Below are 25,266 nucleotides of genomic sequence, written 5' to 3'. Positions count from 1 at the left end.
ACGGTCTGCTGGATTAATCGATGACCCCATCCGCAGACGCGGCTTCATCTTCAAGGTCGGTTTCGAGAGTCGCCAGCAGCAAATCAAGTGCATCCTCGCGACTGAGGGCCTCAGCAGACACCTGATCCATCCAGCGTCGCGCAAGGCTCTCGATCTGATCCATCAGCAACCCTGCGTCGCGGAGCGCATTGGCCACACGCATGGATGCCTGGTGATCCAGCTCCAGCGCATCGAAAACGACATAGCGCTGCCCGTCCTCTCCGATGTAGGTCAAGCGGCCTTGCGCATCGAGCGTGGGGCCAGCGCTGGGGGTGATGGGTTCCTCCTTCATGGCAGTCATCAAGGTGGGGACAACGGTGATTCCAGGGGTGGGATGGGACCGCCACCCCGCAACTCTTCGGCACAGAAACTGCGGAACAGCGCTTCCACTTCGGCAGGGGGCATGCCCTGCACCAAGCGCGCTTCGATCTCATCACGGCGCTGAGACTGGTGATACAAACGCAGCTCCTGGAATGCCGAACTGGATTGAGCTTCGATCCTCGCCAGTGCATCGCCCACCTGATGGTCCGCAAGAAGCGGTGCACCGTGGCAGTGCTGCATCACGTGGGCGGACTCATGGGCCAGCACCACCCAAACCTGCCGCGGATCATCCTCGAGATTGTTGGCACACAGAAGCAGGGCGTTCCGGGGAGCATGAAACGCCCCGAGCAGCGTTTCAGGACAATCCTTGGCCACCATCGTGTCCGTGCCCGCTCGCCGAATCAGAGCGGCATAGCGGCCGATGCGATCCCACGTGTCCGCCCTGGCGCGGCCTGGATGGAGGGGAGCCAACAACGCCAGCACGAGCGCCACAGCGACTGGCAGCCGACTTGATGGAGGAAGACCCAACAAAGCAAAGCATCCAATCCCTGGTCTCATTCAAGACGCGCTGGACGAAAATGGCATCCCCGTTCGCCGAATTCAGGGCGCCAATCGGCGCACGCTGTCCACCTTGTCGCGGAAAGACTGGACGCGATCGACCCGGGTGTTCACCCTCAACGACGCATGCAAACGCGGCACCCCCTCGGCATGGAGACGCTCATGGCAGGCCTTCACGCAGGCGAAAACGGCATCCCATTCGCCCTCGATGGCGGTTCCATCCGGCCCCAATTGATGCTCGAGCCCCGAGGACTCGATCACCTCCTGACAGATCGCCACATACGGAGCCAAAGACACACCGACCCCAAGCGGCACCAAACAGAGATCAACACTCACGTTCATGGCTCACGCCCATCACACCCGACCATGCTTGATCTGGAAGTGGAAGGGCGCAAGGAATCCCTGTCAAAGCCAGCTCAAACGCCTCTCACTGACCACCGCCAAGCTCCTGCCCCCTCATCAGACAAGCACTGGGATAACCGAGCGTGCGCCACTCACCGCATCGGGTTTGCACCTCGAGTGCCATGCCGCGCTCGCAAACGGAAAGGGATCGTCCCTGCCCAGAACACCAGCGACTCGCCGCCGCCTCAGCTGCCGCCACCGATTCATAGGGGGCATCCAGCACCGGGTGCGGTGTTCCATCCAGCGCCACGAGCCTGTACATCGGGCGACCGGACTCGGGCATGTTCACTTCTGCATCTGTCTACAGTGTTCCACGGCACATGCAGACCCGCCATCGCGGATGCTGAACCGAGCCACCTTGTTGCGATGCCCAGCCAAGTCCTCGCCGACGCCTACGAGGCACTGCTGAACCGGGCTCCCGCACCTCTCTTTGCCCGTGCCAGAAGGCTGTACCTCGACAAGTACTGCCTCGAGGGGCGTGACAGCGAAAGTCCACTCCGTCTGTTCGTGGCCCGAGAACAGCTGCAAGAACAGGTGGAACCGGACCTAGACGCAGGGCCCAACGGACGGATCGCCACCCTGACCTCAGAGACCCGAGAACTGGCGCTGGTCCATTGGCAAAAGGACTCCCCACCCGACTCCGACCTGATCGAGACGTACCTGATGAACCGCTGGCAGTGCCAACCAACACTGATGACACCAAGCGAACAGCGCTGGTTTCGCAATAGCGGCTACCAGGTGAGAATCACCCTTGCTGAGCCCCTGTACTGGATTCGCAGCACCCGCTACCAGGAAACGGAGAATCAATTGATCAACGAAAAACCCACAAAAAGCTGAAGTGGATGTCACCAGCCACAGCGAGCTGGCTAGGCATTGATCAGGCAGGGATGACAGCAAAGATGAGAACACAACGCCTTGAGCGCTATGTCCTCCGCCATGAGGGCACGGGTGACTATCTGCGAGTCAACGAAGAGAGTCAGGAGATCGAACGCAGCAGCAGTCCAGAATCAGCCTGGGAATTCCACACCCATGACGGTGCTGTCACCCATGCCATCTGGATCGGCGAAGTGTTCGGCCAGACGCCCGATGTTGTGAAAATGATTTGACCATGCACGGACCAACGCCCACCAACTCGATCAGAGCTCGTCTTCGACCTCGGCCTTGATGGTGCAATCTGACAGCGGATAGCTCACACACAACAGGGCAAATCCATTGCCCATCTGTTCATCATCCAGAAAGCTCTGGTCAGTCTGATCGACACTTCCAGCGGTCACTTTTCCAGCACAAGTGCTGCAGGCGCCAGCACGGCAAGAATAAGGAAGATCAATTCCTTGTTCTTCTGCTGCATCCAAAATGTATTGGTCATCTGCGCAGGTAAAACCTTTGCCGCCCTCGAGGGTGATGGTGAAAGTAGCCATGAACTTGAAAACACCAAACTGTTCGTAGGCGGTGATGCACCATCCAGTCACGCCGGTTAGGAAACGCTGACGCAAGTCACAGGCGAGGACTTTAACGGTGGGCTTCAGCTCTGGAAAGGTGGTCGTCAGCCAGGAATGAAATGGCGCAAGCGTCTGGACTCATCAGCCATGCGTTGCTGCAACTCGGAAGAGGACACCGACGACTCTTCTCGCTGCTGCGCCAGGAAAACATCCTCCTCGGTAATCACGAGGCCACGCTCACGTCCGAGCGCGATCAGGTTGTCCAAAGACAGGGGTTCCGCCAAACGTTGCGCCAGTTCAGGCTCATCCTTTCGCCGTTGCAGCAGGGCATCGAGATCCTGAAGAGACATGGGCGGCAGCCTCACGCGTACAGGACTCATTTCATCAGACCATTGCTAGACATCGCGAAAGTGCCGCACATCTCTATGACCCTCCCTCGTCTGAGCGCAGTCGCACTAAGCCTTGGAGCCAGCCTGATCAGCCTCGACCTTGGCTGGTCTGCCACGCAGGCCGCCTGCAAGTTTCTGCCGCCAGTCGGCGGTGACGGCAACAGCGACATTGTCAAAAAACGAGTGGGGAAAGCGAAGCTCATCGGCCACACCAACTGGAACACCGACTTCGCTGTGAACGGTCCTTACACGAGCTACAAATTGTTTTTCACCGCGGACTCAACCGCCAGCGGCACCTATCCAGTGGAAGCCTTCCTGAAATTCACAGATGGCAGCAATCTGCGGGTGGTCAAGGAATCACTCACCCCACCCATCGGCACAGGAAGGATGTTCGGGCCTTTTACCGTTCCTCAAGGCAAGCAGGTGAATCAGGTGAACTTCAAAATCGGCGCTGGCAGCGATCCCAATTCCACAGGATTCAGCTACCGGATTTCCGTTCAAGGTTGCAACTAAACCTGCGAAACTCCCATGCGTCAACGCCTCTGGCTCATCCTTCCCGCCGCAGGATTCCCACTGCTGATTGTGTTGTTTGTGGTGCTCTGGCAAGCCGTTCAACGTCAGAATTTGGTGCTGCAGGAGCTCATCGAACGCGTCGAAGTTCTGGAAGGGTTTGACCGCGTAGAGCAAAAAACCAGTCAGCAGCTGATCGAACAGCAATTGGGCGCCCTGCAATCCCGGCAACGGCGACTGCAGGGGAAGATCCTGGACCTTGAAAGCTGGCGCAGCGGGTCACGGGAACGCGAACGGAGGCTGCTGGAGCGATTGAACCCAAGCCCCTTCATTCGTCCGGATGGCCTGCAGGCGCCGCCGGAGCCCAGCATCACCCCTTGACGGCATCACCGCTGGCACTGGGCAGGATGAAACGCTGCAAAAGAATGAACAGCAGCAGCACGGGAAGAATCGAGACCACCGAGCCGGCGGCAACGATGCGCCAATCGAGGGAAAAACTACTGGCCAACTGCTGAAGCCCCAAGGGCAGGGTGAACAGTTGTGGATCATCGAGGATCACCAGCGGCCAGAGGAAATCACTCCAGGTGCCGATAAACACAAACATCGCCAGGGTGATCAGGTCGGCTCGCGCAGCCGGAATCATCACGTTCCACCACTCGCCGAGCTTGCTGCAACCATCCATCCGGGCCGCCTCCTCCAGCTCCACAGGCACCCCAAGAAAGCTCTGACGCAGGAGATACAGCCCAAAAGCAGTCGCGGCCTGCGGGATCACCAGAGCCAGCAACGTGTTGCGCAGTCCCAGCTGAACCATGAGCAGGTAAAGCGGGATCATCACCACCTGGAAGGGGATCAGGATCGTGGCGACTACCAACCCAAGTACCAGGCCACGACCAGCGAAGCGCATGCGCGCGAGGGGGTACGCCGCCAACGAACAGAAGAGCAGGTTGGCCACCACCGCTACCAGGCTCACGATCGCGCTGTTGAGCAGATAACGCCCCAGGGGATTGTCCTGGAACAGGCGAAAGTAGGCCTCAAGACTTGGCTGGACGGGAAGCAGCGCCGGAGGACTCGTAAAGATGTCCTCCGCCGGTCCTTTGAGTGACGTGCTCACCAACCAGAGCAGGGGCACCAGAACGGCCAGCGCCAGAAGGATCAGCAGCAGAAGCTGAAGCAGAGCACCGGGACGAACGCCGGCACGACCTGGGGACGCCTGCATCAACTCAACGGGCTGGGCTCGAATCCAGCGGCGCCGCATCCCGCTGAGGATGAAGTGCCGGCTGGGCCGCCGCTGCGACAAGACGATTGAGGGCATTCACGAAGGCCTGAGCCGCCGCTACCACCACATCGGTGTCAGCGGAATGGCCGGAATACAGCTCCCCATCGCGTCGCAGGCGGATGGTGACTTCACCCATGGCATCAATGCCTTCGGTCACGGACTTGACCGAAAACTCGACCAATTCATTGGGTTCACCCGCCAAGGCATTGAGCGCACGGCAAACGGCATCCACGGGTCCTGTGCCGATAGAGGCCATGGTCTGCTCTTCTCCGTCTTCATCCGCCAGGGTGACGGTGGCGGTGGGGCTGAGGCTGCTCCCGCAGCTCACCTGCACCAACTTGAGCTGATAGCGGGCTTCCGGCTGCTGCACCTGCTCGCTAACGATCGCTTCCAGATCACGATCAGTGATCTCCCGCTTGCGATCGGCCAGATCCTTGAATCGCGCGAACGCATCATCGAGATCCTCTCGGCTGAGGTTGTAACCCAGCTCCTCTAGACGGGCACGCACGGCACTGCGACCGCTGAGCTTGCCCAGGGAGATCCTGTTGTCGGTCAATCCGACGGTGCGTGCGTCGACAATCTCATAAGTGAGGCGGTTCTTGAGAACGCCGTCCTGATGGATGCCGGATTCATGGGCGAAAGCATTGGCACCAACGATGGCCTTGTTGGGCTGCACCACCATTCCGGTGAGATTGGACACCAGACGGGAGGTTTTGGTGATCTCTTCGGTACGTACCGCTGTGAGCGGCGTCGGTGAATCCTCTTCGCGCCCAAAGAAAGGGTTGAAGTAGCGGCGGCGCACATGAAGCGCCATCACCAGCTCTTCCAGTGCCGCATTGCCAGCCCGCTCACCGATGCCGTTGATCGTGCATTCGAGCTGACGCGCACCATTTTTTACCGCCTCGAGGAAGTTGGCCACCGCCAACCCCAGGTCGTTGTGTCCATGGACGGACAACACCGCATCGGCAATGTTCGGTACATGCTGATCAATGCCAGCGATCAGTGCACCGAATTCGCTCGGGGTGGTGTAGCCGACGGTGTCGGGAATATTGATGGTGCTGGCACCCGCTCCAATCGCAGCCTCAATCACCTCATACAAAAACTCAGGATCACTGCGGCCTGCGTCCTCACAGGAGAACTCGACGTCATCCACCAGGGAGCGGGCGTAGGCCACCATGTCGGGAACGATGGCAAGCACCTCCTTGCGGCTCTTGCGCAGCTTGTGCTCAAGGTGGATGTCGCTAGTGGCGATGAAAGTGTGGATCCTCCTGCGGGGCGCAGGCGCAACAGCATCCGCGCAGGCCTTGATATCCCCCCGGGATGCCCGCGCCAGTCCGCAGATCACCGGACCGTTTTCGCCACCCACCTGCTGGGCGATGCGTTGCACAGCGGCAAAATCCCCGGGGCTTGCGAAAGGAAAACCAGCCTCGATCACATCCACGCCGAGCCGAGCCAGCTGTTGAGCAATCGCCAGCTTTTCCTCGAGATTGAGGCTGGCTCCAGGAGATTGCTCACCATCTCTGAGGGTGGTGTCGAAGATCAAAACGCGGCCTGGATCGTGGGCCATGGCAAAAGCCTCGACGCGATTTAGTCGGAATGACTATGAGTTAGGCCAGTCTAAGCGAGTGAGAGTGTCGATTCCTGCAGAACCCGGAAGGAATCCCGGTACATTCACACGATTGATGGGACGGGATCGTGGCACCCGGGGCACTCGCTCTTGTTCTGCACGCACACCTTCCCTATGTGCGGGCAGAGGAAGCGCACTCCCTGGAAGAGGACTGGTTCTTCCAAGCACTGATCGAGTGCTATCTGCCCCTGCTGGAGACCCTGGAGACCGCAGCAGCCGATCCGCAGCAGGCACCCGAGCTGACCATGGGGGTGTCCCCCACGCTGCTGTCGCTGCTGTCGGATCGCACCCTTCAGCAGCGCTTCCCGGCCTGGATGGAGGCCCGCCTCAGCCTGCTGAAGCAGACACCGGACAACCGCAAGGTCGCCGCCGAACACCTGGCCGACAGCTTTCAACGCCACCTGAGCTCCTGGCATCAATGTGAAGGGGATCTGATCGGCCGCTTCGCAGCCCTCCAGCGTCAGGGTGTGCTGGATCTGCTCACCTGCGGTGCCACCCATGGCTATCTACCCCTGCTGCGCGAGCACCCGGAGGCGGTGCGTGCCCAGTTGCGCACGGCTGTGCGGGAACATCACCGGCTTTTGGGTGAACGCCCACTGGGGATCTGGCTGCCGGAATGCGCTTACTACGAAGGTCTTGACCGCTGGATGCGGGACGCGGGCCTGCGCTACGCCGTGCTCGATGGCCATGGTCTTCTCCATGCCGACCCTCGACCGCGCTACGGGGTGTATGCCCCGATCGTGAGCCGTCAGGGGGTGGCCTTTTTTGGTCGTGACAGCGACGCGACGCTCCCGGTGTGGTCTGCCAAAGATGGCTATCCAGGAGACCCCTGGTATCGGGAATTTCACCGGGACCTTGGCTGGGATCTCCCGGCGGAAACCATTGCTTCCGAAGGGCTACCCACCGGTAGACCCCTTGGCCTGAAATTGCACCGCGTCAGCGATCCCAGCGGCGGGCTTGATGACAAGCAGCCCTACCAACCCCAAAGGGCGCTGGAGCGTACCCGCGAGCATGCCCAGCATTTCCTACAGGGCCGACGCCAACAACTGGATCGGTTGCAGGCCGGCATGGCCATCGAACCCCTGCTGGTGGCACCTTTTGACGCTGAACTCTTTGGCCATTGGTGGTTCGAAGGTCCCCGCTTCCTGGCGGAACTGTTCCGTCAGGGACCCAGCGAAGGCATTCGCTTCACCAGCTTGCGCAGCGTGCTGAGTGCTCAACCCAATCTGCAACTGTGCAATCCCTGTCCCTCCAGCTGGGGACGCGGTGGTTTTCACGATTACTGGCTCAACGAAACCAATGCCTGGATCATTCCTGAATGGAGCCGGGCTGGTCGCGCCATGGTGGAGCGCTGCAGCCGCGGTGTCGGCAGCGAAGTGGATCTGCGCCTGCTCCATCAGGCGGGGCGCGAACTGCTGCTAGCGCAGTCATCCGACTGGAGCTTCATCCTGAGAGCGGGGACCACCACAGAACTGGCGAAGGAACGCATCGAACGTCACCTCCAGCGTTTCTGGCGTTTGATGGCGGCCATCGAAGGCCGCGAGGATCTTCCGGAGGGCTGGCTGGATGAACTGGAACGGGAAGATGCCCTATTCCCAATGATTCAGCCGGCGGATTGGGCCAGGGTCAGCCCTTAACCATCCGCACGCATCCAGCTCCCCTCAAACGGGGAGCACGACATCAGAACTGCCAGGTCATGCCGCCGCTGGCGCGCCAGTCCGTTCCCCGCTCGCCGCCCCACACCTCAGCGCCACCACGCACATACAGCTTCCAGGAACCGCTGTTGATGTTGGCCATCGTGTAATCCAAGCCCGCTTCAATCAGCACACCGTTCTGATCGTTTTCCAGCGGTGCCACACCAACTGTTTTGTCGGTGAAGACATAGCCAATCGATTGATCCTCATTACTCATATCCCAATCACCCAGCCAGGCCACACGCAGATTCGGCACCCATTCACCTCGCTCGCCGCTCTTGATCGGCAACGCCAGCCTCATGCCCAGTTCCGTCTGCAGAAAATTAGTGGTGCGATTGCTGTAGCGCAGGTTCAGCTGATTCGCTCCGTTCTCCTTGAAACCGCTCTCCCGGTTCTGCGTCCAGGCCGCGGTGAACTGCGGCTCCAGCAGCAGACTGCCGCTCTGGAACGGTGCTCCCAACCGCAGGGCGTAGGCATAGCTGGTGACGTTCTTCTCGCCACGCGCGGTGTCATCACCTAACTGCTCATTGATCGCAATGATGTTGCGCGACTGGCTGCCCGAAAAACTCGACGCCGAGATCAGACCCTGTACATAGAAATTGTCACTCCACCAGTCGGCGGTCACGCCCCCGCCCCACCCAGTGGGACTCCAGGCACCCGAACCGGTCTCACCAGAAAACTGATAGAGCGACACATCGCCATAGTTGGCGAAGGCGCCGATCTGCACGTTCGATCCAATCGACACATCCGCGCCCAGAACCATGCCGCTGGCACTGGCGTTGTAATCGCCATAGAGCGTTGATGTTGTGGTGGGGCCCAAATCACCACCAAAGCCGCGATACCAAGCCCGCACACCATCTCGGTTGGCGTATTGCGCCGTCAGCGATGGATCCTCGACATAACCCACAGCATCGATCTCCATCGCGATCGACGTCTCCACCAACTCCTCAGCTTGCGCAATCTGTTGGCCCACAAACGCTTGCACCTGCTCCTCTTGCATGCCCGGCTGCTGGCTCCACAAGCCACATACAGGCTCAGCCACCGGCGCAGGCTCCTCCATCACTGCCTCCTCGTTCACCACCGCCGACACCTCAACAGGCTGGAACTGGCGCAACGGCAACCGTTCGAACACCGTGTCCACCAGCAAATTGTTGTAGTTGAACAAGCTCCGCCCCGGCGCATCCACATTGCGCGGCAACAAACCACTGGTGACTAGGCGGGCGAGAGTTCCATAATTAATTAATGGCAGGTCAATTTTATCCTCAACCAAGCCATCAATCAAACCATCGATCGCATCAGCCGACGACTCTTCCTCTTGATCAGTTGCATCATCTTGATCACCATCAACATCGCTAATGACATCACAAAGATCATCACCAACATCACACCCAGGCAACGGATCCGGCTTAATCGGAAACGGTGCGGATTCTTTAGGTTCGACAACAATTTGCAGCGACCCTTCTTCGAGATAGACATCTCTCAACGCAGAATCAACACCATTCTCCGGACCGAGCCCTGAAAACTGTTGCTGAGTGCAATCTGCATTGTCCAAATCACAGTCATACACAAGTGACACATTGGCAGCAAGAGCCTTTGCATTTATCACATTACCTTGTATTACAAAATAAGAGCCCTCTGGATCATCTTGCTGATCAGCACTAATGACGAAACTTCCAGAGGAATACACAAATCCCTTTTCACCCGTAACAACAATCGGCGCCTGATCATCACTATCAGACCCCGAATTGATCATGCCAACAATGATTGTGCCATCGGACTCCAACACGAGATTTTCAAACGTTGCTGGAGACTTCTCACTCGCAACAAAAATACCATTACGGACAACAACGCTTTCAAAATTGCTCGAAAAATCTCCCTCATATTGATAGCGGCCTTCACCTTGAATCAGATTTTCGAAATTGACGAACCGATCCGAAATAACAGCAGCATTAATCAGCTGAAGACTGAACGATGACGGCTGAGATGCATCAACGCCAAAAGGGATATTACTCGAAAAACTTGAATCACTGAATTCGAGCGTATCGCGTCCAGCACCTCCATCAACAAACTGACCATTGTCAAGCGTGATGCATTGACTGAATTTGCCATCTGATGAAAAGCATTCACCTCCAAGCCTGACCATGTCATTGCCGGAACCCATGTCAATGCCTCTTGTGGCAGCCATGACGCCATCATTGAGTATCAGATCATCACCATCACCCATTCTGATGTTGCCTTTGACATTGATGACGCCACCATTGCGATTGATGATTCGGTCATTACCTACGCCAAAAATAATCTGCCTCGCTTGATCCAGGCCAACCTCAATGGTTCCCCGATTATCGATCGTCCCACGGCCACTTCCACTGAAATTGATTCCTGCATAAGTGGAAATTTTTGCGTTCTCATAATTAATGATTAAATCGCCCCACTCACCACTTTGATCGTCAACATCTCCTCCATTGAAGACAATCCCCCAACCACTAAAAACATCCCCCTTATTAATCAAGGTATCATTTCCTTCGCCGAAATTAATATTATAATTTTTCTCTTTTCTGTCGCTTTCAGCACCAACCAAAAGCCTTGTTGATGCGAGCCTCACATCGAGTACATCATCACCAACATCAAAAAACAATCTTTTTTTGATTTCAGAGGGTGAGTACTGCAGATCCAGCGGGGCTTTGAGCAAGAAGGTGTCATTTCCTTCTCCAAGCTCAACACTGCCTTCAACCATGAGTGATCCATAGCCAACAGTACTCTCTCCTCTAATCTCAACTAGATCATCACCAGTGCCCGCATTTAAATCACCAGCGACCTTGATCTTGCCCCGGGAAATGAATCGATCCCGGCCATCACCCAATATCAGGTCACCTCGAACGTCAAGGTAACTACCAACCGGCATCTCAATCTGGTCGTTACCGTTACCAGCAATAAAATCCGAACCAACGGTCATCAGCCCCTGCAGATTCAGCTGATCGTTACCACCACCCAAATCAAAGTCAGCATCAATATTGACATCACCTGTTGTCCTGATTAAGACAACGTCATTCCCTCCAAAGGTTCGAAACCCCCGATTCACAACATTATTTCCACTGTAAGAAATTGTTAATTGCCCACCGACATCCACGTAGTCATTTGAGCTGACTGGAGATTGATTAATCTCACCTTTGGAAGGGCAACCAGCAGGCTTCGCTTGTGAATCCTGACATTGCGTTGAAAAGTGTAGATATTGGCCAATCTGCAAATTGCTACCTTCTCCCGTCACGAACATTGAACCAAAAGGCACCTCAGGGACTTGGCCAGGATTGACATAACGCTCATCGACTAGCTTGGAAGCTTCTGAGCCAAAGTCACCATCATTGGCCTGAGCAGCACCAAAATTAAGTTTTTGCAGAATCTCGATAACATCGTTACCAATCAAAAAGGCAGTATTAAAATTTCTGTAATCAATCAGGGTTGGGTAGGAAGAGCTGAGACCTTCTGGTCCCAATGTTCCATTTTTCTCGAAATCTAGAGGGTTCGATGAATTCTTATTTTCGCTGATCGACTCACCCGACTCCACACCTGGTTCGCCCACAGACTGAGCAAGAACCAGCTGATTGCAGGACGCAGACAGAGCAAACAGCAGACATCCGCCCCACAACAACCTGGAAGACGCCGTCATCTGAAACTCCTCTAGGGAGTACAAAGATTAATCAGCAAGTTCGAAGTGAAAACCGCTTTTCACAACATTGTCAACTAGTGCCGACTTCAACCAACACAGACCTGCAAATGACTTCAACGACTAGACAGTTCAATGGGCCACTTGAAGCGATTCAACAGTTATAGCTTCGTTGCCGGCATTCCCAACACCAAACCTCTGCGCAACTCCCAGGGAGACAACGCAAACAGGCGCAGCATCACGCCCATCAAGCGCGGCAAAGGCAAGGTGTTCGTCAGGAAGCCAAACCATTCCTCTCTCGGCAGGGAGAAGAAGGTGGCGAAATGGGTGCGCAAAAGCGCTTCGTTGAAACCCATCAACCGCCCCAGTCCAAATTGGTAGAGCTGATGACGAAGCACCAGCTCGATGGGCCAGAGCGCCTGCCAACCCCGTTGTGCCAAGGCCGCTGAACCCAAGGCAGGATTCGTAAGAGCCTCGGCCAGTGCCTGAGCCAAGCCGGGCCCCCGTCGCAACAGCGATCCCACCATGTAGCCCGAGGCGGGATGCACCATGCTTGCCGCACCACCGAAGGCCAACACAGGCTGACGGCGATCCGGCAGCGGCAGGTTCATCGGAAAGAGGCAGAACTCCTCATGGATCACCTCGGTGATCTGCACACCGCGTTGATCCAAGCGCTGCTGCAGCCGTTGCTTGAGAACGTCGTAGGGAACCCCGGGGGCCAAGGCGAGGGAAGTTTCTTCCACGAAGAACACGCCATTGCCGAGATCCATCGCATACAAAAACGTCGGCGGTTCGTGGTGCTGCTCGTCACTGAGGTGATCGCAGCGGTAGTCCATCAGCACAAACCGACCCGCCTCGATCGGAGGCTTGGAGAAGCGTCCCACCACGCCGTAAGCCGCCTGGCCCGCCACCGGCCCCTGATCCGGGCGGCGAATGTGGGGCGTGCGCGAGCCCGAGGCATCGATCACCAAGCGCGCCTGCAACGTCGTTCCCGACCCGCAACTGACATGGGTGATTGCACGTCGCACCTCCACCCGTTCGGCCGTGTCTTGACGCCAGACCACACCATCAGCCCGCTCCAGCCAGTAGCGCTGCAATGCCGCCCGATCGAACAAGCCGTAGTCGATCCCATGGGCATGGCTCTGGTCCTGAGCCGTTGAGCCGCCTTCGCCGAAATAACTGACGGTATCGATCCAGCGGTGCTCCAGCAGTTGCTCAAGCCCCACCGCTTTGAGTTCATCGGCCCAGATGCCGTAGGTGTTCGGCCAGGGATCGTCGACCGGTTCCGGGGCGATGCCGGCAACAGCCACCCCCCGTTGGTTCAATTCCGAAGCAATGCAGAGGGCAGCAGGACCGCCCCCCAGCACCAGCACATCAACCGGCTCATCCAAGGTCAGCTGTCCTGTGCATCAGCGTTCGTCTCCGGTGCGGCAACAGCATCAGCATCAGCGTCCACATCAACGCCATCGTCTGCATCGGCATCGTCGCCTTCTGCCTGCGGTGGCACGAGCACCACCTTGAGCAAGCGATCGCCTTTGTCGAGCTTTTGCAGACGCACGCCGGTGGCTGCACGGGACTGCTGAGGGATGGCATCGGCACTGGTGCGCACAATCACTCCCTTCTCGCTCACCAACAACAGCTCTTCGCCGGCACCAAGCACCCGCAGGCCCACCAATTCATCGGCATCCGTGCGGAACTTCATCGCCCGCAGGCCCATACCAGCACGTTTTTGAAGGCGGAACTGCGTCACAGGGACCCGTTTGCCCAGACCAGCGGCCGAGGCCACCAGCACCCAGGGACCTTCACTGGCGGCATCGTCATCGTCATCGTTGCTGGCGGCCACCTGATCCGCCAGTTCAACGGGCAAGACGTCCATGCTCACCAGCGCATCGCCATCACGGAGATTCATCGAGCGCACGCCACGGGCGGTGCGTCCGAGCGGCCTAAGTTCATCGTCACTGAGGCGGAAATGGATGGTCATTCCAGCCTTAGACCCGATCAGCACGCTGTCGCCAGGAACCGCCAGCCTCACCCAGGTGAGTGCGTCTCCGTCCTCAAGGTTGATCGCAATGAGACCGTTGGAGCGGATGTTGCTGAAAGCCGACAAGCGCGTGCGCTTGATGAAGCCACCGCTGGTGAGCATCAGCAGATCGGTGTCGTCGTTGAACTCAGACACAGCCAACAGGGATGTGATCGCCTCCTCTCTGGGGATGGGAAGGAGCTGCACCACGGGCGTGCCCTTTGCGGCTCGGCTGCACTGGGGAACCCGATAAGCCGGCAGGGCATAAGACACACCCCGGTCGCTGAACAGCAGCAGAGTGTCGTGATCGTTGCAGCCAATGAACAGCTTGACCGCGTCTTCGCCCTGGCTGCGCGTTCCGGCCTTGCCACGCGTGCCTCGGCTGGTGGCTTCAAATTCACTCACCGGCATCCGCTTCAGGTAACCGGTTTCGGTGACCAGAACGACGGAACGCTCGTTCGCGATCAGATCAATGTCTTCCAGCCCACCACCGAGGTCGAGGATTTCCGTGCGCCTCGGCACGGCATGGCGATCCCTGAGCTGAGCAAGTTCGTCTTGAATCAAGCCGAACACACGCTCACGCCTGCCAAGGATGTCTTTGTAGTCGGCGATCTTGGAGACAAGATCCTCATGCTCGAGGCGAATCTTGTCGGCTTCGAGAGCAGTGAGACGCCGCAACTGCATCTGCAGGATGGCGTCCGCCTGAATGTCCGTGAGTCCGTGGCGGTCTTGCAGCTGCTGTTTTGCCGTCGCCGTGTCGGATGCCGCACGGATCAGCGCAATGATCGGATCCAGCTGATCAAGGGCCAGCAACAAACCGAGAAGGATGTGATCACGCTCCTCGGCCTTGCGCAGCAGGTAGCGCGTGCGTCGCTCAATGGTTTCGACTCTGAAGTCGAGGAACACCTCGAGCATCTTGCGCAGGGTGAGCAGGATCGGCTCACCGTTCACCAGCGCCAGCATGTGGGCACTGAAGTTGCTCTGCAGGGGCGTGAGTTTGTAGAGGTTGTTGAGCACCACCTGCGGGTAGGCATCGCGGCGCAGCTCCACCACGATGCGCATGCCGTCGCGATCACTCTCATCGCGGATGTCGGAGATGCCCTCGAGCTTCTTGTCGTTGACCATTTCGGCGATGCGCTCGATCATCGCCGCCTTATTGGTCTGGTACGGCAACGCGGTGATGATCACGGCGTCCCGGTCAGGACGGCCCGTCGCCTCAATGGTTTCGATCTCTGCGACACCACGCATGGTCACGGAGCCGCGACCACTGAGGTAGGTCTCGCGGATCCCGGTGCGACCGAGGATCTGACCGCCGGTGGGGAAGTCAGGACCAGGAATCAGGGTCATCAGCTCCTGATCGTCGAGCTCGGGATTTTCGATCAGAGCCAACAGTCCGGCGATCAGCTCACCGAGGTTGTGAGGCGGAATGTTGGTCGCCATGCCGACAGCAATGCCGGCAGATCCATTGAGCAGCAGCTGAGGAATCCGTGACGGCAGCACCGTCGGTTCCTGCTGCGATCCATCGAAGTTGTCGATGAAGTCGACGGTCTCGGCCTCGATGTCTTCAAGGAGGCTGTCGGTAGTGAGCGCTTGCAGCCGCGATTCGGTGTATCGCATGGCAGCAGGTGGGTCATTATCCACCGAGCCAAAGTTTCCGTGCCCATCGATGAGGGGCATCGACATAGAGAAGCTCTGCGCCATGCGCACCAGAGCGTCGTAGACAGCGGTGTCGCCGTGGGGGTGGTACTTACCCAGCACTTCACCGACCACACGGGCGCATTTCCGGTACGGACGATCGCTGGTTAAACCCAGTTCGTACATCGCGTACAGGATGCGACGGTGCACCGGCTTGAGGCCATCCCTGGCATCGGGCAGGGCCCGACCCACGATCACGCTCATCGCGTACTCGAGGTACGAGCGCGACATCTCGTTGCGCAGATCCGTCTGGATGATCCGATCGTCCGAATCTCCGGGACCGCCGCCGCCGGGCCCCATTGGATCCGCCATACAAGACCTAAATACCGCTTTTCAGTTTATCGCGGATGGGCCACCTGAGAACAGTCTTCACGTCTCCTTTTGCTGTCGACACAGTTCGATTCCGGATCCTGCCCTTACGCTTTGGCGTCGCTGTGTGATCTGAAGACGATGTCGTCCGACAACTCCCCGGAAATCAAGGGCACCGAGGACACCATCAGCAGCGACGCAGCTGAAGCAGGCGCGGTCAGCGCAACTTCCAAGGCAGCGGTCAACACGGAAACGGACGCGGTGATCGCCACCTCTGAGAAAGAAATCACCCCAAACGAACCCACGGCATCAGACGCCAGCGCGAGCGAAGCGGCTGCGACCCCAGAGAACCAGCCAAAGGCAGAGCCTCCAGCCCCGTCGACAAGCAAGCCGGCACCAGCTGCGCAGGCATCAGCCCCAGCGGCTCAGCCCAGCCCGCCAACCCCTTCGATCGCAGAACGCGTCCAAGTGCCGGCGCAGGCGCCGAGTGGAGCCAGCGACGAGAGCGGCGGCGAATGGGAGATGCTTTCGGGACGGATCAAAGACTTCTGGGAAGCCAACAACCTTGTGGAGTGGTGGCAGAGCCTGCGCCAGCCCCTGGTTCTGGTTGGCGTTCTGATCGGGCTGATCCTCACCCTGAGGATCTATGGGGGCATCCTCGATGCCATTGCCACCGTGCCCCTCGCACCGCGCATGTTCCAGCTGGTCGGAGCAATTTATTCCGCCTGGTATGCCGCGACGCGACTGGTGAAAAGCGATGAGCGCAAGAAGGTCTCCCGCAACCTTCAGGACATCTGGAACAGCATCCGCGGAGGCGGCAAGGGATAGGGCCTCGACCGGGCAGAGCAGGAAGCACCGATTGGTAGTTTGATCAAACTCTGTTAAATCCTGCGGTGGACATTCAGCTCGGACGCTCAAAGGTTGTACGTCGGGCCTACGGCATCGACGAAATCGCCTTGGTGCCCGGCGGCCGGACCGTTGATCCGGAAGTGACCGACACCAGCTGGAGCCTCGGGGGAATCAACCGCGAGATTCCGATCATCGCCAGCGCCATGGATGGCGTTGTGGACGTTGGCATGGCCGTGAAGCTGTCTCAGCTGGGCGCTCTCGGCGTGATCAACCTCGAAGGCGTACAGACCCGTTACGAAGATCCGAACACCGTTCTTGACCGCATCGCCGCTGTGGGCAAGGACGAGTTCGTGCCTCTGATGCAGGAGATCTACAGCCAGCCTGTCCAGGAAGCGTTGATCCGCAAGCGCATCCAGGACGTCAAGGCCCAGGGAGGCATCGCAGCGGTGAGCGGCACCCCTGTGGCGGCCATGCGCTTTGGCAAAGCCATCGCGGAAGCCGGTGCCGACCTGTTCTTTGTTCAGGCCACAGTGGTCTCCACCAACCACATTGGCCCCGAAGGACAGGAAACCCTTGATCTCGAGGCGCTGTGCCGTGACATGGGTGTTCCCGTGGTGATCGGCAACTGCGTCACCTACGACGTGGCGCTACAGCTGATGCGTGCTGGTGCTGCCGGCGTGATGGTGGGCATTGGCCCTGGCGCCGCCTGCACCTCCCGCGGCGTGCTTGGCGTCGGCATTCCTCAGGCAACAGCGGTCGCGGACTGCGCCGCAGCCCGGGATGACTTCCAAAAGGAAACGGGTCGCTATGTGCCGATCGTGGCCGATGGCGGCATCGTGACCGGTGGCGACATCTGTAAATGCATTGCCTGTGGCGCCGATGCCGTGATGATCGGCTCGCCGATCGCGCGGGCGGAAGAAGCGCCAGGCCGCGGCTTCCACTGGGGCATGGCCACACCCAGCCCTGTGCTTCCCCGCGGCACGCGCATCAACGTCGGCAGCACAGGGACCCTGGAAAGAATCCTGCGTGGGCCGGCCAAGCTGGATGACGGCACCCACAACCTGCTGGGCTGCTTGAAAACATCCATGGGCACGCTGGGTGCCCGCACGATTAAGGAAATGCAGCAGGTGGACGTGGTGGTGGCCCCATCACTACTCACCGAAGGCAAGGTGTATCAAAAAGCCCAGCAACTAGGCATGGGCAAGTAGTCACAAAGTCGCAGCCCGAGACCCGTTCCACCAAGTGAGACACAGGTAAAGTTGATCGTGTGCGGGCTCCGGCCCACACACTCCTCACACCCCCCGGCCCGACGCGTTCGGGCTTTCAGTTTTACGCCGTCCATCACAGTTCAGGCGCAGAGAGGTCGAAATCGAAAGGCAACCCCGGATTCGGTTGCTAAATTTCGCCCATCTCGACACATCCTTAATGTCCAGCGCTGCTGCTGTTACCGACGCCTCCTTCGAACAGGACGTGCTTCAGAGTGACGTTCCCGTGCTGGTTGATTTCTGGGCACCTTGGTGCGGCCCCTGCCGCATGGTGGCTCCCATTGTTGATGAGATCGCCAAGGAATTCGAGGGCAAGATCAAAGTGTTCAAGTTGAACACGGATGAGAATCCCAACGTGGCCAGTCAGTTCGGCATCCGCAGCATCCCCACCCTGATGGTCTTCAAGGGCGGCCAGAAGGTCGACACCGTTGTCGGTGCTGTTCCCAAGGCAACGCTGTCTGGCACGATTGCGAAATATCTCTGAGGCCAACACTGACCTCGACTGCAGACACTTCATCCCCAGCCGACACGAGACCGATCCAGAGGATCGGTCTGATCGATTACGGCATGGGCAACCTTCATTCCGTCCAGACCTGCTTCGAACGGTTGGGGCAACCGTTGATTGCGGTTCAGCATCCGCAGGATCTGGAATCCTGTGATGCCCTGGTGCTTCCAGGCGTCGGTGCCTTTGATCCAGCCATGCACAGACTTCATGCCTCAGGCTTGGTAGCTCCCCTGCAGCAGTGGCATGACGAAGCGCGTCCCCTGCTCGGCATCTGCCTAGGTCTTCAACTGTTGTTTGAGCGCAGTGATGAGGGCCATGAGGATGGTCTTGGCTTGCTGAAGGGTGGCGTCCGCAAACTGCCCAGCGGCCAAGGAGAGCGGATCCCCCACATGGGTTGGGGGCAGCTGAAACGGCACAATGCCTGCCCGCTGCTGCCGGATGACGCCGAAGAACCTTGGGTCTATTTCGTGCACTCCTTTGCCGCGGCCCCTGCCTCAGAAAGCGATCTTGCTGCCACCGTCTCCTTCGGCCACGGCACCGCCACCGCGTTGGTCTGGAAAGGACGCACAGGAGCCTGTCAATTTCATCCTGAAAAGTCATCCATTGCCGGATCACAACTGCTGACGCGCTGGCTGCAATGGCTTCAGAACGGTGCGTCTGATCCCACGTGAGCAGCGGGCAACTGCGATTGATCGGAGGACGTCGATTGCGCAGCCCTGCCGGTCAGAGCACGAGACCGACTACATCTCGCGTCCGAGAAGCATTGATGAACATGTTTCAGGCGGAATTGCAGGGGTGCCGCTGGCTTGACCTCTGCAGCGGCAGTGGCGTGATGGGATGCGAAGCGCTGCAGCATGGAGCGGAACGGGTGGTCGCGGTCGAAAACAACCCGCGCACGGCAACGATCTGCCGGGAAAATCTCGAGCTCGTGGCCTCAGCTGACACTGAGAGCGCTCAGGTAAGCGTGATTCGCAGGGATCTGCTCAGCTGGCTGAAGAGCGGACGTCCTGCCAGTGAACCCGCCTTCTCAATCGTGTACTTCGATCCGCCCTATGCAGCGGAGATCTACAACAAAACCCTCGGACTGCTGCACCATGGCGGATGGGTGCAGTCCGAGGGTTTTGTGATATGCGAACACGCAAGCAAGTTTCGACTTGAAGCTCCGGCTCCCTGGATTGAAAGGGATCGTCGGCGTTACGGAAACAGCAGCCTGCTGATCCTCAGCCCCCCAGAGCACTCCCCCGGCGGTACTGATTCCAAGCAGCCACGAACAGTCCCAGAAGCGTAACGGGGATCAAGCCCAAAACGATTCCGCAGAGCAGGGGTTCGATCATGGCGTCGCGCCGAATGGAAGGATTGACCACAATTGTTCCATGCATGCGACGCATCTGTGACCTCAACGTCATCAACTGCTGCTTCTGAGCGCAAGCGTGGGTTGGTGCCGGCGCTGGTTGCCGTCGCTGTGATCACCGCGCTGGTGCTGGTGGGTTGGCTCTACGCGGGAACCCGACTCGACCCCTACAGCAAAGCCACATTGGCCATAACGGGTGACATCCAACATGGTGGACAGATTTTCAGGATCAACTGTGCCGGCTGCCATGGCATTGCCGCCCAGGGGTTGGTGGGTCCAAGCCTTCAGGGCCTCAGCACACGCCGGTCCGATCGCGCTGTGATTCACCAGATCGTGAGCGGAGAAACACCACCCATGCCCCGTTTCGAAATCGAACCGGAAGGGATGGCTGACCTGCTGAGCTATCTGCACACCTTCGACTGATTGCCCTTTGACGCTCGTTGTCGTGCTGGTGGAGCCTGCCGGACCGCTCAACGTGGGCAGCGTCGCCCGGCTCTGCGCCAATTTTGGAGTGGATGAGCTGCGACTGGTCAACCCCCGCTGCGACCCCAAGGATCCAGAGGCCCTGCGCATGGCCGTGCATGGCCAGAACGTTCTGCAGAACGCACGGCACTCTCCATCACTGATTGATGCCCTGTCCGATTGCCAGCGGGTTGTGGCCAGTTGCGGACGCCTGGACCACGGAGAGATCCCACTGCAGGCACCGGAACAGGCCATGCCCTGGGTTCATCAGGGGCTCGAGACCAACGCCCGCGTTGCCTTGGTGTTCGGCCGAGAAGACCGTGGACTCAGCAACGAAGAGCTGCTGCTGAGTCAGCGCGTGGTGCGACTGCACTCGAGCGATGCCTACCCATCCCTGAATTTGTCCCACGCGGTGGCTGTGCTTCTGCACGAGCTGGAACGCACCCGCAGGCAACCCGATCCAGGTCCCCCAGAGCCGCTTCAGGCGGTAGAAGCCGCACTGCCTCCTCAGCTGGATGCCTGCCTCAGCGATGCAGAGGATCTGTTGCTTGAGGCGGGTTTTCTGCTGGAACACACAGCCAAGGCACGAATGGCCAAGGTGAGAGCACTGCTGCAAAGGGCCTTGGCTCGCCCGGAGGAAGTGGCACTACTGCGCGGCATGGTGCGTCAACTTCGTTGGGCGATTCGTAGCAACCGCCCGTAATCTCTGGCTTTCACACACCGCTCCTTGGCCACAAGTCGATCCAGTCGCCAGACCCCAGGCTGGGGACGACCGCTGCGTCTGTTGCTACGCCTTGTGCTGATGGGCGTCGGCCTGGGAGTGATCACTGGGTCTGCCTTGAAGCTTGCTGGCACGGGAGCCCAGCGGGGTGACTGGCCGATTCCCAGCTGGCTGGTGTCAACGGACATCGCGCCGCAGGACGAGGAGGCGGTGACGGCAACGGGCAGTAGTGCCCCGCTCTCCAGCCGCAACGACAACCTTGGTCGTTTTGAAACGCGCAATGAACTCACTGCCCTGAGTCAACGTTGGAAAGAACTGGCCGCGACCCAAGCGGATCTGAAGGTGAGCGCTTTCATGCTCGTGCTGGATGACGGTCGCTACGCCCAGCTCGAACCCGACACCGCGCTACCGGCGGCGAGTTCAATCAAGACGCCGATTCTTTTGGTGACGCTGGAGGAGCTGGATGCCGGGCGCTTGCGCTGGAATGAGCCCCTCACCCTCACCAAAACCGTGGTGGGAGGAGGAGCCGGCTGGATGGCTTCGAAGCCCATCGGCACCCGCTTCCCCACGCATGAAGTCGCCACGGAGATGATCCGTGTCAGCGACAACACAGCCACCAACCTGCTGATCGATCGTCTCGGCGGCAAGGAAGCACTCAATCTTCGCTTCAACGCCCTTGGGCTGAGCGCCACCGCCGTGAACAACTGGCTCCCGGACCTTGGGGGAACCAACACAACCAGCGCCAGAGACCTCGCCCACGCCATCGCTCTGGTCGACACCGGCGAAGCTCTGTCGATCCGCAGCCGCGATCTGTTCCGTCAGGTGATGGGCACCTCCATCACCAACACCCTCATCCCCCGTGGGCTGATGCGAGGGCTCGGCGGTCAGCAGGGAAAGCCGGATCAGAGCCTGATGATCAAGGGCTATCGGGTCTTGAACAAAACCGGTGACATCGGGATCGCCTATGCCGATGCCGGGTTGATCGAACTGCCCGATGGCAATCGCGCCGTCGCCGCCTTCCTAGTGAAAGGTCCTTTCAACGACCCACGCTCAACGGAAATGATCCGCAAGCTCACAGCAGCGATGGCCCCGGTGCTCAAACCCAAACCAGCCGTGAGCCCTGCCGTGTCCCAACCCAGCACCAACCAGTGATGAAACGCTTCTCCCGGATTCCGATGCTGGTCACGCTGGCGGCGATGGCGGCTTCCGCAGCCAGCCAGTCCATCACTCCGCCGATGGCATGGGCGCAAGATCAGACATCCACCAGCCAAGCGGCTGGCGAAGGCAAAGCTGCTGACGACGGTCCGCAGATCCGACGCCAGGAAGTGCGCAGCCTGCCCGGCAGTCTGGATCCGGTGCTGGTCCTGAACGACAACAACCCTGAACTGATCAGCGGTGAGGGAATTCTGGTCTCCACATTCCCGCAAAGCCCTGGGCTTGATCTGGCCTTGAACGGGCGTTTCGACCTGTTCAGCCATCACGTCTACGCCGGAACACCTGACCGCCTCGACTCGACGCTCTGGCTTGCTGTGATCGCTCAACCAGCCACCGATCAGGCCGTCACGCTGGACCTGCTGGGCGGAAGCACCGCGCTCTCCCAGGCGGTCAGCAAGGAGCAAACCGCATCGCCCTTTCTGCCGCTGCCTGCCTTGATGGCGGAAAGCGGAACTCCCATTTCTTCAGGTCCTGGCAGCCGCGTGGCTGGCGATCTGCTGCGTGGAGACTCGGCAACCGAACTCCCCCGGCAATGGACCATCCAGCCGGGGACAGCAACGACTCTGGTGATGCTCCCCATTCCTGTGGCCGGCCTGGACCCGCTGCTGAACGGTCGCAATCTGCAGATGAGGCTGCACAGCTCAGGGCCCGTGCACATGGCCACACTCGCCGCCTTCGGCGACAACCGTCAGGCACCCAGCGCTGCCGACTGGCAGAAGCTGCTGAATGCTGGCGTACAGAGTCCGAAAGAACACGAACCGACGCCCCGCGGTGCCAGGGGGCGCATCATTTATTCCCGCGTCAGTGGCGTCCAGATCGGCAGCACCTGGCAAGCACAGCTGACTGACCCCGGATCCAGTTATCTCGACCTGAGCGAAAACACGATCTCCTGGCCGATCAGCAGCCTCATCAATGGCGATCTTCAAACCGGACAGATTCAGACAGCGGAGCTCGAGGCCTTCGACCCAGGCACCGCCTGGGCAGCGCACGGCAACTACGGCGTGGAGTACGACCTCACACTGCCCCTGCGCAATGCCAGCGCTGAGACGCGGACCGTAGCGATCGCCCTGGAATCGCCCGATAAAAACCAAAGCACGAACCAACAACTCGCCTTCAGCCGCAGCGAAGGCGGGCCGGTGATGTTCCGCGGGCCGATCGAAGTGACGGGGCTGGACGGGAATGACGGGCAACGCAGTGGCCCCCGGCGTTTTCACCTGGTGCTGCGACGGGGACAGCAAGGCCCGGAGCTTGGTCAGGTGTCGCTTGGCCCGGGCGAGAGTCGGCGCGTGCGCGTGCGACTGATCTACCCAGCGGATGCCACACCACCACAGGTGCTGAGCCTCCGACCTGTGAAACAATCCTCACCAGCACAAGACGATCGTCCGTGAGTTCAACGCGCAAGCGCAGAGTCTTCCCCTTCACCGCTGTGATCGGGCAGGAGGAGATGAAGCTTGCCCTCCTGCTAAACGTGATTGATCCCCGCATCGGTGGGGTGATGATCATGGGCGATCGGGGCACAGGCAAATCAACCACCATCAGGGCTCTGGCAGATCTGCTGCCCGGGATTGAAGTGGTGGCGGGTGACCCCTACAACAGCTCGCCCACGGATCCGGATCTGCAGAGCAGTGACGTGGTTCAGCGTCTCGAGCACGGCGAAACCCTCGGGACCGAAGAACGCCAGGTGCCGATGGTCGACCTCCCTCTGGGGGCCACGGAAGATCGACTGTGCGGAACCATTGACATCGAGAAGGCGCTCAGTGATGGCGTTCGTGCCTTTGAACCGGGCTTGCTGGCCAAAGCCAACCGGGGTTTGCTCTATGTGGACGAGGTGAATCTGCTGGACGACCACCTAGTGGACGTTCTGCTCGATTCAGCCGCGTCCGGCTGGAACACCGTGGAACGGGAGGGCGTCTCGGTGCGCCACCCCGCCCGTTTTGTGCTGATCGGTTCCGGCAACCCCGAGGAAGGTGAACTGCGTCCTCAGCTGCTCGACCGCTTCGGCATGAGTGTGGAGGTGCGCACCGTGCGTGACCCCGAACTGCGCGTGCAGGTGGTGGATCAGCGCACAGCGTTCGACACGGATCCAGATCAATTCAGCACAGCTGTTGAAGCTGGCCAGCAAGCCCTGCAGCAACGCGTGGTGGAGGCTCAGCAACGTCTTGACCAGGTTCAGATCGATGACGATCTGCGTCTGCGCATCTCAGCGGTGTGTGGCGAACTGGATGTGGATGGGCTCCGTGGTGACATCGTTACCAACCGGGCCGCGCGCGCCCTGGCGGCGTTTGAAGGTCGCACCGAAGTGACTGAAGAGGATGTTGCCCGGGTGGCGTCATGTTGCCTTCGGCACCGCCTGCGTAAAGATCCCCTGGAGCAGATCGATTCAGGCGATCGCGTGGTCAAGGTGTTCTGCAAGGTGTTTGAACGCAGCGAAAGTAGTGATCGGGCTGAGTTCGAGCTGGCTTTGGCCGCTTAAGCACGGGAGGCCACGCCTGTGCGCATCCTCGGCATCGACCCCGGGCTCGCCCGCGTGGGCTACGGGGTCATCGACACCAGTGGGGGTGAGCAGACCATGCTCGACTGCGGGATCATCCGCACGGATCCCGGTCGAACGGAAGGTGAACGCATGGTGGAGATCGCCAGGGATCTCCGTCAGCTCATCCGGGTGTGGCGGCCGGAACTTGCGGCGGTCGAGAAATTCTTTTTTTATCGCTCGAGCAACACCATCGCGGTGGTACAGGCCCGTGGGGTCGTGATCATGACCCTGAGCCGGTTTGGACTACCGGTGGTCGAATTCCCTCCGATGCAGATCAAGCAAGCGCTCACAGGCCATGGCCATGCCGACAAAGACGAAGTTCTGGAAGCAGTGATGCGTGAACTCACCTTGGAGTCTCCGCCGCGACCCGATGACGCCGCCGATGCCCTTGCCGTGGCCCTCACGGGTTGGTTCCAGCGTTGACT

At 59.3% G+C, this 25,266-nt stretch carries 27 protein-coding genes and 1 pseudogene; 16 read left to right on the top strand and 12 right to left on the bottom strand.

Features of this window, described 5'->3' with window-relative positions:
- Positions 1-13: 13 nt before the first annotated feature.
- The 4 genes from SynNOUM97013_RS04425 to SynNOUM97013_RS04410 all read right to left on the bottom strand — a co-directional run bounded on the left by SynNOUM97013_RS04425 (position 14) and on the right by SynNOUM97013_RS04410 (position 1,603).
- Positions 14-331 carry a hypothetical protein gene (locus SynNOUM97013_RS04425; RefSeq protein WP_186480938.1) on the bottom strand — a complete coding sequence of 106 codons (318 nt, stop codon included), beginning with the start codon at positions 329-331 and terminating at the stop codon, positions 14-16.
- An 8-nt stretch (positions 332-339) separates the two neighbouring features.
- Positions 340-852, bottom strand: a complete 513-nt coding sequence (locus tag SynNOUM97013_RS04420; protein WP_255443072.1) for a hypothetical protein — start codon at positions 850-852, stop codon at positions 340-342.
- A 108-nt stretch (positions 853-960) separates the two neighbouring features.
- Positions 961-1,260, bottom strand: a complete 300-nt coding sequence (locus tag SynNOUM97013_RS04415) for an MTH1187 family thiamine-binding protein (protein ID WP_186480936.1) — start codon at positions 1,258-1,260, stop codon at positions 961-963.
- An 85-nt stretch (positions 1,261-1,345) separates the two neighbouring features.
- The gene (locus SynNOUM97013_RS04410) at positions 1,346-1,603 is read right to left on the bottom strand and encodes a hypothetical protein (protein ID WP_186480935.1); all 258 of its coding nucleotides are present in this window, start codon (positions 1,601-1,603) and stop codon (positions 1,346-1,348) included.
- Between the two features lie 83 nt (positions 1,604-1,686).
- On the opposite strand from SynNOUM97013_RS04410, the gene SynNOUM97013_RS04405 reads away from it, so the two are divergent.
- On the top strand, positions 1,687-2,157 hold the full coding sequence (locus tag SynNOUM97013_RS04405) for a hypothetical protein (RefSeq protein ID WP_186480934.1): 471 nt from the start codon (positions 1,687-1,689) through the stop codon (positions 2,155-2,157).
- A 50-nt stretch (positions 2,158-2,207) separates the two neighbouring features.
- Positions 2,208-2,426, top strand: coding sequence for a hypothetical protein (locus SynNOUM97013_RS04400; RefSeq protein WP_255442980.1), 219 nt, complete (start codon positions 2,208-2,210; stop codon positions 2,424-2,426).
- Between the two features lie 30 nt (positions 2,427-2,456).
- Here SynNOUM97013_RS04400 and SynNOUM97013_RS04395 read toward each other — a convergent pair whose 3' ends face one another.
- Both SynNOUM97013_RS04395 and SynNOUM97013_RS04390 read right to left on the bottom strand, forming a co-directional pair.
- Positions 2,457-2,738, bottom strand: a complete 282-nt coding sequence (locus SynNOUM97013_RS04395; RefSeq protein ID WP_186481428.1) for a 2Fe-2S iron-sulfur cluster-binding protein — start codon at positions 2,736-2,738, stop codon at positions 2,457-2,459.
- A gap of 125 nt (positions 2,739-2,863) precedes the next feature.
- Positions 2,864-3,109: a Nif11-like leader peptide family natural product precursor gene (locus SynNOUM97013_RS04390; protein ID WP_186480933.1), complete on the bottom strand. Its 246-nt coding sequence runs from the start codon at positions 3,107-3,109 to the stop codon at positions 2,864-2,866.
- Between the two features lie 75 nt (positions 3,110-3,184).
- On the opposite strand from SynNOUM97013_RS04390, the gene SynNOUM97013_RS04385 reads away from it, so the two are divergent.
- Positions 3,185-3,661, top strand: a complete 477-nt coding sequence (locus SynNOUM97013_RS04385; RefSeq protein ID WP_186480932.1) for a hypothetical protein — start codon at positions 3,185-3,187, stop codon at positions 3,659-3,661.
- A gap of 15 nt (positions 3,662-3,676) precedes the next feature.
- Positions 3,677-4,039, top strand: coding sequence for a signal protein (locus SynNOUM97013_RS04380; RefSeq protein ID WP_186480931.1), 363 nt, complete (start codon positions 3,677-3,679; stop codon positions 4,037-4,039).
- Here SynNOUM97013_RS04380 and SynNOUM97013_RS04375 read toward each other — a convergent pair.
- Together SynNOUM97013_RS04375 and SynNOUM97013_RS04370 are read right to left on the bottom strand one after the other, a co-directional pair.
- Complete coding sequence (locus SynNOUM97013_RS04375) at positions 4,029-4,874, bottom strand: carbohydrate ABC transporter permease (RefSeq protein WP_186480930.1); 846 nt, start codon at positions 4,872-4,874, stop codon at positions 4,029-4,031. The genes SynNOUM97013_RS04380 and SynNOUM97013_RS04375 overlap by 11 nt on opposite strands.
- Before the next feature lie 4 nt (positions 4,875-4,878).
- Positions 4,879-6,501 carry a 2-isopropylmalate synthase gene (locus tag SynNOUM97013_RS04370; RefSeq protein ID WP_186480929.1) on the bottom strand — a complete coding sequence of 541 codons (1,623 nt, stop codon included), beginning with the start codon at positions 6,499-6,501 and terminating at the stop codon, positions 4,879-4,881.
- 128 nt (positions 6,502-6,629) lie between these two features.
- Here SynNOUM97013_RS04370 and SynNOUM97013_RS04365 point away from each other — a divergent pair, with 128 nt between their 5' ends.
- Positions 6,630-8,198 carry a glycoside hydrolase family 57 protein gene (locus SynNOUM97013_RS04365; RefSeq protein ID WP_186480928.1) on the top strand — a complete coding sequence of 523 codons (1,569 nt, stop codon included), beginning with the start codon at positions 6,630-6,632 and terminating at the stop codon, positions 8,196-8,198.
- A gap of 43 nt (positions 8,199-8,241) precedes the next feature.
- Here the strand turns inward: SynNOUM97013_RS04365 and SynNOUM97013_RS04360 are convergent, their stop codons facing one another.
- The 3 genes from SynNOUM97013_RS04360 to gyrA all read right to left on the bottom strand — a co-directional run bounded on the left by SynNOUM97013_RS04360 (position 8,242) and on the right by gyrA (position 15,943).
- A complete protein-coding gene (locus SynNOUM97013_RS04360) occupies positions 8,242-11,919 on the bottom strand; it encodes an autotransporter outer membrane beta-barrel domain-containing protein (RefSeq protein ID WP_186480927.1) in 3,678 nt (1,225 codons plus the stop codon).
- A 158-nt stretch (positions 11,920-12,077) separates the two neighbouring features.
- Complete coding sequence (gene crtL / locus SynNOUM97013_RS04355) at positions 12,078-13,307, bottom strand: lycopene beta cyclase (protein ID WP_186480926.1); 1,230 nt, start codon at positions 13,305-13,307, stop codon at positions 12,078-12,080.
- A 2-nt stretch (positions 13,308-13,309) separates the two neighbouring features.
- The gene (gene gyrA, locus SynNOUM97013_RS04350; RefSeq protein ID WP_186480925.1) at positions 13,310-15,943 is read right to left on the bottom strand and encodes a DNA gyrase subunit A; all 2,634 of its coding nucleotides are present in this window, start codon (positions 15,941-15,943) and stop codon (positions 13,310-13,312) included.
- Between the two features lie 138 nt (positions 15,944-16,081).
- On the opposite strand from gyrA, the gene SynNOUM97013_RS04345 reads away from it, so the two are divergent.
- The 5 genes and pseudogenes from SynNOUM97013_RS04345 to rsmD form a co-directional block, all read left to right on the top strand.
- On the top strand, positions 16,082-16,768 hold the full coding sequence (locus SynNOUM97013_RS04345) for a CAAD domain-containing protein (protein ID WP_186480924.1): 687 nt from the start codon (positions 16,082-16,084) through the stop codon (positions 16,766-16,768).
- A gap of 65 nt (positions 16,769-16,833) precedes the next feature.
- The gene (locus tag SynNOUM97013_RS04340; protein ID WP_186480923.1) at positions 16,834-17,997 is read left to right on the top strand and encodes a GuaB3 family IMP dehydrogenase-related protein; all 1,164 of its coding nucleotides are present in this window, start codon (positions 16,834-16,836) and stop codon (positions 17,995-17,997) included.
- Positions 17,998-18,214: 217 nt separating this feature from the next.
- Positions 18,215-18,538 carry a thioredoxin gene (gene trxA / locus SynNOUM97013_RS04335; protein WP_066909933.1) on the top strand — a complete coding sequence of 108 codons (324 nt, stop codon included), beginning with the start codon at positions 18,215-18,217 and terminating at the stop codon, positions 18,536-18,538.
- A gap of 83 nt (positions 18,539-18,621) precedes the next feature.
- Entirely contained in the window at positions 18,622-19,230 is a 609-nt protein-coding gene (hisH, locus tag SynNOUM97013_RS04330) for an imidazole glycerol phosphate synthase subunit HisH (protein WP_186480922.1), read from the top strand.
- Positions 19,227-19,766 (top strand): annotated as a pseudogene (gene rsmD, locus SynNOUM97013_RS04325) (16S rRNA (guanine(966)-N(2))-methyltransferase RsmD); the annotation flags it as partial. The gene hisH and the pseudogene rsmD, both read left to right, overlap by 4 nt.
- A gap of 13 nt (positions 19,767-19,779) precedes the next feature.
- Here rsmD and petG read toward each other — a convergent pair.
- Positions 19,780-19,893: a cytochrome b6-f complex subunit V gene (gene petG, locus SynNOUM97013_RS13740; protein ID WP_006041770.1), complete on the bottom strand. Its 114-nt coding sequence runs from the start codon at positions 19,891-19,893 to the stop codon at positions 19,780-19,782.
- Between the two features lie 32 nt (positions 19,894-19,925).
- Here petG and SynNOUM97013_RS04320 point away from each other — a divergent pair, with 32 nt between their 5' ends.
- Genes SynNOUM97013_RS04320 through ruvC form a run of 6 tightly spaced genes read left to right on the top strand, consistent with a single transcriptional unit; the run spans position 19,926 to position 25,264 of the window.
- Positions 19,926-20,333 carry a cytochrome c gene (locus SynNOUM97013_RS04320; RefSeq protein ID WP_255442978.1) on the top strand — a complete coding sequence of 136 codons (408 nt, stop codon included), beginning with the start codon at positions 19,926-19,928 and terminating at the stop codon, positions 20,331-20,333.
- A gap of 7 nt (positions 20,334-20,340) precedes the next feature.
- Positions 20,341-21,075: an RNA methyltransferase gene (locus SynNOUM97013_RS04315; protein ID WP_186480919.1), complete on the top strand. Its 735-nt coding sequence runs from the start codon at positions 20,341-20,343 to the stop codon at positions 21,073-21,075.
- 24 nt (positions 21,076-21,099) lie between these two features.
- Positions 21,100-22,245, top strand: coding sequence for a serine hydrolase (locus SynNOUM97013_RS04310; RefSeq protein WP_186480918.1), 1,146 nt, complete (start codon positions 21,100-21,102; stop codon positions 22,243-22,245).
- Positions 22,245-23,696 (top strand): DUF3370 domain-containing protein, encoded by a 1,452-nt coding sequence (locus SynNOUM97013_RS04305; RefSeq protein WP_255442977.1) that lies wholly within the window; start codon positions 22,245-22,247, stop codon positions 23,694-23,696. The genes SynNOUM97013_RS04310 and SynNOUM97013_RS04305 overlap by 1 nt, the downstream gene beginning before the upstream one ends.
- Complete coding sequence (gene bchI / locus SynNOUM97013_RS04300; RefSeq protein WP_186480917.1) at positions 23,693-24,781, top strand: magnesium chelatase ATPase subunit I; 1,089 nt, start codon at positions 23,693-23,695, stop codon at positions 24,779-24,781. Before SynNOUM97013_RS04305 ends, bchI begins: the two co-directional genes overlap by 4 nt.
- Before the next feature lie 18 nt (positions 24,782-24,799).
- The gene (gene ruvC / locus SynNOUM97013_RS04295; RefSeq protein ID WP_186480916.1) at positions 24,800-25,264 is read left to right on the top strand and encodes a crossover junction endodeoxyribonuclease RuvC; all 465 of its coding nucleotides are present in this window, start codon (positions 24,800-24,802) and stop codon (positions 25,262-25,264) included.
- Positions 25,265-25,266: the final 2 nt, after the last annotated feature.

Source organism: Synechococcus sp. NOUM97013 (assembly GCF_014279815.1).
Lineage (GTDB): Bacteria > Cyanobacteriota > Cyanobacteriia > PCC-6307 > Cyanobiaceae > Synechococcus_C.
This window is presented reverse-complemented; position numbering and strand designations above follow the sequence as displayed.